Source organism: Brevundimonas abyssalis TAR-001 (genome assembly GCF_000466985.1).
In the GTDB taxonomy this organism is placed as follows: domain Bacteria; phylum Pseudomonadota; class Alphaproteobacteria; order Caulobacterales; family Caulobacteraceae; genus Brevundimonas; species Brevundimonas abyssalis.
Map to the genome: position 1 here is coordinate 23,258 of NZ_BATC01000030.1, position 8,015 is coordinate 31,272.

Below are 8,015 nucleotides of genomic sequence, written 5' to 3' on the forward strand. Positions count from 1 at the left end.
CGGAACAGGGATCAGGACACCGGATTTGGCCCGACAGCACCCCTTCTTCACCCCCGCCGCCCACGGCTTCGTGCGCGTGGCCGCCGCCACCCCGGTGGTCCACACCGCCGACCCGGTCGCCAATGCGGACGAGCACATCGCCCTGATCGCCGAGGCGGGCGAACAGGGCGTCGACCTGCTGGTGTTCCCGGAGCTGAGCCTGACCGGCTACGCCATCGACGATCTGCTGATGCAGGACGCGCTGCTGGATGAGGCGGACCGCCAGCTGGGCCGTCTGGCCGAGGCGACGAAGGATGCAGGGGTGGCGGTGATCGCCGGCGCCCCCGTCCGCCACGACGAGCGGCTGTACAACTGCGCCGTGGTTATGGCGAACGGCTGCATTCGCGGCGTCGTGCCCAAGACCTATCTGCCCAACTACCGGGAGTATTACGAGAAGCGCTGGTTCTCGCCGGCCGCCGACGAGCTTCACGACGGCGCCGGGGTTCGCGTCGGCGGCGACGTGGTCGGCTTCGGCACGCGGCTGCTGTTCCACGCCGGAAACAGGCCGGGCTTCGTATTCGGCGTGGAGATTTGCGAGGACTACTGGTCCCCGCTGCCGCCCTCCACCCGCCAGGCCCTGGGCGGGGCGCGCATCCTGACCAATCTCTCCGCCTCCAATGTGGTGATCGGCAAGGCCGACGAGCGGGCGCTGCTGTGCGCCAGCCAGTCGGCACGCGCGATGGCCGCCTATGTGTTCGCCGCGGCCGGATGGGGCGAAAGCACCACCGATCTAGCGTGGGACGGCCAAGCCTCGATCCACGAGATGGGCGCCTGCCTGGCCTCGGGCGAGCGGTTCGCCATGGCAAGCCACCTGATCATCGCCGATGTGGACGTGGAGCGCATCGGTCTGGAGCGCCTGCGCACGGGCACCTTCGCGGACTGCGCGCGGCGCGAGGAATCGGACGTGGGCTTCGACCGGGTTCTGTTCGAGGCCCGGGACGCGGGAGACGCCGCCGACCTGATCCGCCCGCTGGACCGCTTCCCGTTCGTGCCGGACGATCCGGCGCGGCTGGATCAGGACTGCTACGAGGCGTTCAACATCCAGGTGCAGGGCCTGATGCGGCGCATGAAGGCGACGAACGGCGAGCGGATCGTCATCGGCGTCTCCGGCGGTCTGGATTCGACCCAGGCGCTGCTGGTGGCCTGCCGGGCGTTCGACCGGCTGGACCTGCCGCGCAAGAACATCCTGGCCTTCACCCTGCCGGGCTTCGCCACGTCCGAGGGCACCAAATCCAACGCCTGGGACCTGATGAAAGCACTGGGGGTTACGGGCGAGGAGATCGACATCCGCCCGGCGGCCGAACAGATGCTGAAGGACATCGGCCATCCCTATTCACAGGGTCAGCCGGTCCACGACATCACCTTCGAGAACGTTCAGGCGGGCCTGCGCACCGACTATCTGTTTCGCCTCGCCAACCACCACGGCGCCTTCGTGCTGGGCACCGGCGACCTGTCGGAGCTGGCGCTGGGCTGGGCCACCTATGGCGTGGGCGACCACATGAGCCACTACAACGTCAACGGCGGGGTGGCGAAAACCCTGATCCAGCACCTGATCCGCTGGGTGGCCGACAAGGCGATCGTCGGGCCCGAGGCGGCCCCCACCCTGCACGCCATCCTGGGCACCGAGATTTCGCCCGAACTGGTGCCCGCCGACGAGAGCGGCGCGATCCAGTCCACCCAGGCCACGGTGGGACCCTATGCCCTGAACGACTTCTTCCTGTTCTACATCACCCGCTTCGGCCTGAAGCCGTCCAAGGTGGCCTATCTGGCCCATCAGGCGTGGGGCGACCGCACCCACGGCGCCTGGCCCGCCAATCTGCCCGAGGCGGACAAGGTCGAGTACGACCTGGCGACCATCAAGTCGTGGCTGCGCAAATTCCTGATCCGCTTCTTCCAGACCAGCCAGTTCAAGCGCTCGGCCCTGCCCAACGGGCCCAAGGTGGTCACCGGCGGTTCGCTGTCGCCTCGCGGGGACTGGCGGGCGCCGTCGGACGCCACGGCGCGTGTCTGGCTGGACGAACTGGACGCGAACGTCCCGGACTGAGCTATCGCCCGGTGGAGCCGAAGCCGCCTTCGCCACGCGCGGTGTCGTCGAGACTCTTCACCTCGGACCACTGCACCCGTTCGTGGCGGGCGATGACCATCTGGGCGATACGCTCGCCCCGCCGGATCACGAAGGGCTCGGACCCCAGATTGGCCAGGATCACCCCCACCTCGCCGCGATAGTCGCTGTCGATGGTGCCGGGGCTGTTCAGACAGGTGATCCCGTGCTTCAGCGCCAGACCCGAGCGGGGCCGCACCTGCGCCTCGAAGCCCGGCTCCAGCGCGATCTTCAGCCCCGTGGGGACCAGCGCCCGCGCGCCCGGCGCCAGGGTCATGGGCTGGTCCTCCGGCACGGCCGCCCGCAGGTCCATGCCCGCAGAACCCTCGGTCTCATAGGCGGGCAGCAGCAGGTCCTCGGCGTGGGGCAGGCGCAGGATTCGGGCGGTCACGGTCTCGGTCATTCTCGGTCCGTCAATCTGTCAGGGTTTCGGCGATACGGGCGGCCAGCGCACGGGCCACGGCGGCCTTGGACTGGCGCGGCCAGGCTTTGGCGCCGCCCCTGGTGATCAGGGTCACGGCGTTGCCGTCCGAGCCGAACACCTCGTCGGACACGTCATTGCCCACGATCCAGTCGCAGCCCTTGCGCGACAGCTTGGCCCGCGCCTGGGCCTCCAGATCGCTGGTCTCGGCGGCGAAGCCGATCACCAACCGGGGGCGCTTGCTCTTGGCCGAGGAGACCGACGCCAGAATGTCCGGGTTCTCGATCAGGCTCAGCATGGGCGGCCCGCCCGGCGCCTTCTTGATCTTGCCGGAGGCCACGTCGTCCACGCGCCAGTCGGCCACCGCCGCCGTCATGACCGCCACGTCCACGGGCAGGGTCGACATGGAGGCCGCGTGCATCTCGGCCGCCGTCTCCACATCCACGCGCGTCACGCCCGGAGGCGCGCTCAGGGCCGTGGGGCCCGACACCAGCGTCACCTCGGCGCCCAGATCGGCCAGGGCGGCGGCGATGGCGTAGCCCTGTTTGCCGCTGGAGCGATTGGTCAGGCCACGCACCGGGTCGATGGGCTCGAAGGTCGGGCCTGCGGTCACCAGGGCCCGCTTGCCCTTCAGGGGGCGTCCGGCGGCGCCGGCCAGCAGCCCCTGCACCGCCTCGAGGATCGCGGCGGGCTCGGCCATGCGGCCCGGCCCGTACTCGCCGCAGGCCATCTCGCCGTCGTCGGGGCCGACAACCGCCATGCCGTGCAGACCGTCGAAGCCGGTCAGGCGCGCCAGATTGGCCTTCACCGCCGGATGCTCCCACATGCGCACATTCATGGCCGGGGCCAGCAGAACCCGCTTGTCGGTGGCCAGCAGGGCGGTGGAGGCCAGGTCGTCCGCCAGACCGTTCGCCGCCTTGGCCATCAGACCGGCGGTTGCGGGCGCCACCACGATCAGGTCGGCCCAGCGGGACAGCTCGATATGGCCCATGGCGGTCTCGTCCTCGGGCGAGAACAGGGCCTGATGCACCGGGTGGCCTGTCAGGGAGGCCAGCGACAGGGGCGTGACGAACTCGGCGCCCGCCTTCGTCAGCACGGCGCGCACGGTCATGCCCGCCTTCTTCATCAGGCGCACCAGCTCCAGCGCCTTGTAGGCGGCGATGCCGCCGCCGACGATCAGCAGGATTTTCGGGGCTGTCCGGGTCATGCCTTCGCCTTACCGGGCGCCGCCGCCGCCGTCGAGGGGCGCAGCAGGACCGAACAAGAACATTGCATGAACATTAACTTTGTGCCTAACGTCGTTCTGCGGGTTTTCGAGGGAGGGTTTCATGACCTTGCGCAATCTGTGGATGGCGGGCGGCGTCGCCCTGGCGGCTGTCACTTTGGCGGCGTGCGACAACGGGCCCAGCGCGGTCGAGACGCGCGACCGGTCGGAGCAGGCCGCGACCGAGGCGACGGTTCAGCCCGTCGCCGTCGTGGCTGAACCCGCCAGGGCCGAGCGTTCAGGCGAGCCGGCGCGCTGGACGTCAAACAGCCGCAACACCGCCGAGCAGAACATCCAGCGGCTGTTCGAACGCAACGGCGCGGCCTTCAGCGCCGCGTCCGCCGAAGATTATGTGGAGAAGGCCCACGCCTTCATCACCGCCCCACCCGCCGGGACCGAGACCGTACGGCGAGGCAACGGCGACACGCTCTATTATCACGCCGCGACCAACACCTTCCTGGTGGCCACTTCGGACGGAACGCCGCGCACCATGTTCAAGCCGGATGACGGCCCCGCCTACTGGGATCAGCAGAAGGCGCGCGCGGCGGGCTCAGGTTGATTCCGCTCAGTCCTGGGCGTCGGCCTTTTGCTCACCGGCCAGTTCACGAACCATGGCCAGCGCCGCCTTTTGCTGGCTGAGGCTGAGCCGGGGCGCCAAGCGGGCGATCTCCTGACTCTGGCGGGTCACGGGATAATCGTGGTCCAGGGACACGGTGTCGCTCGCGGCCACCCCCGGCGCGGCGGCGGTCAGGCCGTCGAAGAAGTAGCCGATCTCCACCTTGAAGAACTGGGCGATCTCCCAGAGCTTGGAGGCCGAGATGCGGTTGGCGCCCTTCTCGTATTTCTGGATCTGCTGGAACGTCAGGCCCAGCGCCGCGCCCAGCTGGCTCTGGCTGTAGCCCAGCGCCTTGCGCCGCGTCTCGACCCGCCGCCCCACGTGGCGGTCCACCAGATGGGGCCCTTCGTCGCCCTTGCCTCGCGCCATGTCACGCCACCTTCCGTGCATTCTGAGCAGGATTTTAGCCTGAATGAGCCTCAAAATCTAAGAAGTCATCTTAATTCCCGGAGAGACTCCTGGCGCGGGAAATCCGGGAGCGGAAAGGCCAGAGTCCCCCGGCCAGAGCCGCCATCATCATACCCAAAAAGATCAGATTGCCCCCTATGGCGTAAGGAGTCCGCCCCAGCGGCCGGGGCAGGCGCGCGTCGATGACCCCGCTCTCGCCCGGCTCCAGACGCTTGCCCGGCACGACACGGCCCCAGGGGTCGATCAGGGCCGAGATTCCGGTCGGCGTCGCCCGCACCATGGGCAGTCCGGTCTCGATAGCCCGGAAGCTGGCCAGGTTCAGGTGCTGGACAGGCCCGGAGGTGCGTCCGAACCAGGCGTCGTTCGACACATTGGCGATCCAGGCCGGCCGCGTCTCGCCGCCCGGGGTGAAGCCGGGATAGAGGCTTTCGTAACAGATCAGCGGCTGCACATCGGGCAGGCCGGGCAGGGCCAGCGGCGCCGGGGTCGGGCCGGCGCTGAAATCGGCGGGCACATGCACCAGGCTGCGCAGGCCCGTGCGGCTCATGATGTCGCCCAGCGGCAGATATTCGCCGAAGGGCACCAGCCGGTGCTTGTCATAGACCGCCTCGACCCTCAGCCCCGCCTCGCCCGCGTCGGACAGGGCGTAGAGGCTGTTGAAATAGCGCCACTCCCCCCCGGGAGTCGGCTCCGCGCGGCTGAAACCCGCCAGCAGGGTCTGGCCCGGCTGAACCGCGCGCGCCATGGCGGCGGCCACGGGCGAACCTTCGGTGAAGGCCTCATTCGCGGTCACCGGCAAGGCGCCCTCGGGCCAGACGATCACGTCCGGCACCTGCGCCCCGGGCCGGGCCGTCAGATTCACATACCGCTGGACGATGGCCTCGAAATTGGCCGCGTCCCACTTGGCTTGCTGCTCCACGTCGGCCTGGACGATGCGTACGGTGGTGTCCGAGGCTTCGGGCCGGGCCACGCTGAGCCGGTAGGCCCCGCCGATGACCATGACGGCGATCATCAGCACCCCCAGCACCGCCGCGCCGATCCGCGTTTTCAGGCGTCCCGGCGCGAACAGCGGGCCGATCAAGGACGTCCCAGCCACGGTGACAAGGCCGAGACCATAGACGCCCGCCACCGCCGCGAACTGCGAGGCCGCCGATCCCGCGCCCCAGGCGGCGCCCGCCGGGTTCCAGGGGAAGCCGGTCAGAACCGTGCCGCGCAGCCATTCGAAGGCGCAGAACACCACCGCGAACAGCAGCGGCCGGAGCGGGTGGCCCGCCACATGGAACCGGCGATAGATCGCCACCGCCGCGCCCCAGAACAGGGCCAGACCCGCCGGCAGCAGCGAGGCGGCGAAGGGCGCCATCCAGGCGTGGGCCTCGGCATTGACCAGAAAGGCCTCGGCCACCCACCAGCAGCTGATGAAGAAATAGGCGAACCCCGCCAGCCAGCCGAGACCGAAGGCGCCGCGCGTGGTGCGCGTCCGCTCGGCCAGCAACATCAGGGCCGGATAGGCGAGGATTCCAATCAGGAAGCCGAACGGCGGATGCGACGCCGCGGCTGCCGCGCCCAGAATCAGCGCCGTCAGGGCCGCGCCCACACGGAGCCAGACGGCGCCTCCCCGTGAGCGCGGGGCGGCTTCAGCCGTCTCCGGCGCCGCGTCAGGCTCGGCGTGGTTAAGATCAGCGGGTTCGGTTTCAGGTGTCATTTCGAGACAGGTACGGATCAGGGATCCCCAGCGCCGCAAGAAGCGTGCGCTCCTGCGCCTCCATCGCCTCGGCCTCGTCATCCGCTTCATGGTCATGCCCGGTCAGATGCAGAAGCCCGTGGATGACCAGATGGCTCAGGTGGTCGGCGAAGGGCTTGCCCTGATCCCGGGCCTCGGCCGCGCACACCCCATGGGCCAGGACGATGTCGCCCAGATGGGGCCGGGCGTTTTCGGGGGCGGGAAACGACAGCACGTTGGTGGGGCGGTCCTTGCCGCGAAAGCGGGCGTTCAGCTCGCGCACGGTTTCGTCGTCCGTCAGCAGGATCACCACGTCGCCCGGCGGCGCGGCCTGTTCGGCCGCCCGGGAAACGACGCCCTGCACATCCGGAACACTCCCGGACCAGGCGTCGTCCTCGACCTCGATGTCGATCATGGCGCGGTCGCGTCACCGCCGCGCGCGGCCGCTGCGTCGGCGTCATAGGCCCGCACGATCCGCTCGACCATGGCGTGGCGCACCACGTCCGCGGCCTCGAAGCGCAGCACGCCGACGCCCTTCACGTTCTCGAGAATGCGCAGGGCGTGGGGCAGGCCGGAGTCCCGGGTGTTGACCAGATCGACCTGGCTGGGGTCACCGGTCACCACCATGCGCGCGCCTTCGCCCAGACGGGTCAGCACCATCTTCATCTGGAGACGGGTCAGGTTCTGGGCCTCATCGGCGATGATGAAGGCGTGGGACAGGGTCCGTCCCCGCATGAAAGCGATGGGCGCGGCCTCGATCTCACCCTTGTCCCGTCGGCGGCGCACGTCGTCGGCGCCCAGGATCTCGTTCAGGGCCTCCCATATGGGCGCCAGATAGGGGTCCACCTTCTCGTTCAGGTCGCCGGGCAGGAAGCCCAGCTTCTCGCCCGCCTCCACCGCAGGACGGGTGATGACCAGACGGTCCACCTGGCCCCGCCGCAGCAGCGACGCGCCATAGGCGGCCGCCAGAAAGGTCTTGCCCGTGCCCGCGGGGCCGACGCCGAAGGTCAGTTCGCACTTGGCGAGGGCCTCCAGATAGCGGGCCTGGGCCGGGGTCTTGGGGGCGATGGCGCCGCGACGGCCCACCGGCAGGGCCACGCCCTCCGGCGTCTTGCCGCCGGAGCGCTGGGCGCCCAAGGCCGTGCGCACGTCCGCCTCGGTGATCTCGGCGCCCAGATCAGCGCGCTTGGCCAAGGTCTCGACGACCCGCTTCGCCGCCGCCCGGTCCTTGGCCGATCCGTTGATGGACACCCCGCCCCCGGGCGATTCCACCAGCACCTTAAAGGCGTCCTCGATCAGGGCGACGTGACGGCTGCCCGGACCGATGATCGAACGAAAGGCCGCGTCAGACAGGGAAAGAAACTCGGACTCACGGGCCATTATGCTTGGCGTCCTGTCGCTCGCGCCGCGGGCGCTCGCTGCTTGAGGGCGTCGTGCTCAGGGGCG

At 69.5% G+C, this 8,015-nt stretch carries 8 protein-coding genes; 2 read left to right on the forward strand and 6 right to left on the reverse strand.

Features of this window, described 5'->3' with window-relative positions; all coding sequences use genetic code 11:
* The first annotated feature begins 25 nt into the window (after positions 1-25).
* Complete coding sequence (locus MBEBAB_RS08935; protein ID WP_021697644.1) at positions 26-2,083, forward strand: NAD(+) synthase; 2,058 nt, start codon at positions 26-28, stop codon at positions 2,081-2,083.
* 1 nt (position 2,084) lies between these two features.
* Here the strand turns inward: MBEBAB_RS08935 and dut are convergent, their stop codons facing one another.
* Positions 2,085-2,543 carry a dUTP diphosphatase gene (gene dut, locus MBEBAB_RS08940; RefSeq protein WP_021697645.1) on the reverse strand — a complete coding sequence of 153 codons (459 nt, stop codon included), beginning with the start codon at positions 2,541-2,543 and terminating at the stop codon, positions 2,085-2,087.
* Positions 2,544-2,553: 10 nt separating this feature from the next.
* Positions 2,554-3,768 (reverse strand): bifunctional phosphopantothenoylcysteine decarboxylase/phosphopantothenate--cysteine ligase CoaBC, encoded by a 1,215-nt coding sequence (coaBC, locus tag MBEBAB_RS08945; protein WP_021697646.1) that lies wholly within the window; start codon positions 3,766-3,768, stop codon positions 2,554-2,556.
* A 121-nt stretch (positions 3,769-3,889) separates the two neighbouring features.
* On the opposite strand from coaBC, the gene MBEBAB_RS08950 reads away from it, so the two are divergent.
* Positions 3,890-4,384 carry a hypothetical protein gene (locus MBEBAB_RS08950; RefSeq protein WP_021697647.1) on the forward strand — a complete coding sequence of 165 codons (495 nt, stop codon included), beginning with the start codon at positions 3,890-3,892 and terminating at the stop codon, positions 4,382-4,384.
* Between the two features lie 6 nt (positions 4,385-4,390).
* Here the strand turns inward: MBEBAB_RS08950 and MBEBAB_RS08955 are convergent, their stop codons facing one another.
* The 4 genes from MBEBAB_RS08955 to MBEBAB_RS08970 all read right to left on the reverse strand — a co-directional run bounded on the left by MBEBAB_RS08955 (position 4,391) and on the right by MBEBAB_RS08970 (position 7,949).
* Positions 4,391-4,810, reverse strand: coding sequence for a helix-turn-helix domain-containing protein (locus tag MBEBAB_RS08955; RefSeq protein WP_021697648.1), 420 nt, complete (start codon positions 4,808-4,810; stop codon positions 4,391-4,393).
* 70 nt (positions 4,811-4,880) lie between these two features.
* Positions 4,881-6,551 carry an apolipoprotein N-acyltransferase gene (gene lnt / locus MBEBAB_RS08960; protein ID WP_081703472.1) on the reverse strand — a complete coding sequence of 557 codons (1,671 nt, stop codon included), beginning with the start codon at positions 6,549-6,551 and terminating at the stop codon, positions 4,881-4,883.
* Entirely contained in the window at positions 6,541-6,984 is a 444-nt protein-coding gene (gene ybeY, locus MBEBAB_RS08965) for an rRNA maturation RNase YbeY (protein ID WP_021697650.1), read from the reverse strand. Before ybeY ends, lnt begins: the two co-directional genes overlap by 11 nt.
* Positions 6,981-7,949 (reverse strand): PhoH family protein, encoded by a 969-nt coding sequence (locus MBEBAB_RS08970; protein WP_021697651.1) that lies wholly within the window; start codon positions 7,947-7,949, stop codon positions 6,981-6,983. Before MBEBAB_RS08970 ends, ybeY begins: the two co-directional genes overlap by 4 nt.
* Positions 7,950-8,015: the final 66 nt, after the last annotated feature.

Coding starts and splice junctions, on each gene's coding strand:
- coaBC (WP_021697646.1), bottom strand. CDS start 3,768: ATGACCCGGACAGCCCCGAAAATCCTGCTGATCGTCGGCGGCGGCATC.
- ybeY (WP_021697650.1), bottom strand. CDS start 6,984: ATGATCGACATCGAGGTCGAGGACGACGCCTGGTCCGGGAGTGTTCCG.
- MBEBAB_RS08970 (WP_021697651.1), bottom strand. CDS start 7,949: ATGGCCCGTGAGTCCGAGTTTCTTTCCCTGTCTGACGCGGCCTTTCGT.
- MBEBAB_RS08950 (WP_021697647.1), top strand. CDS start 3,890: ATGACCTTGCGCAATCTGTGGATGGCGGGCGGCGTCGCCCTGGCGGCT.
- dut (WP_021697645.1), bottom strand. CDS start 2,543: ATGACCGAGACCGTGACCGCCCGAATCCTGCGCCTGCCCCACGCCGAG.
- MBEBAB_RS08955 (WP_021697648.1), bottom strand. CDS start 4,810: ATGGCGCGAGGCAAGGGCGACGAAGGGCCCCATCTGGTGGACCGCCAC.
- lnt (WP_081703472.1), bottom strand. CDS start 6,551: ATGACACCTGAAACCGAACCCGCTGATCTTAACCACGCCGAGCCTGAC.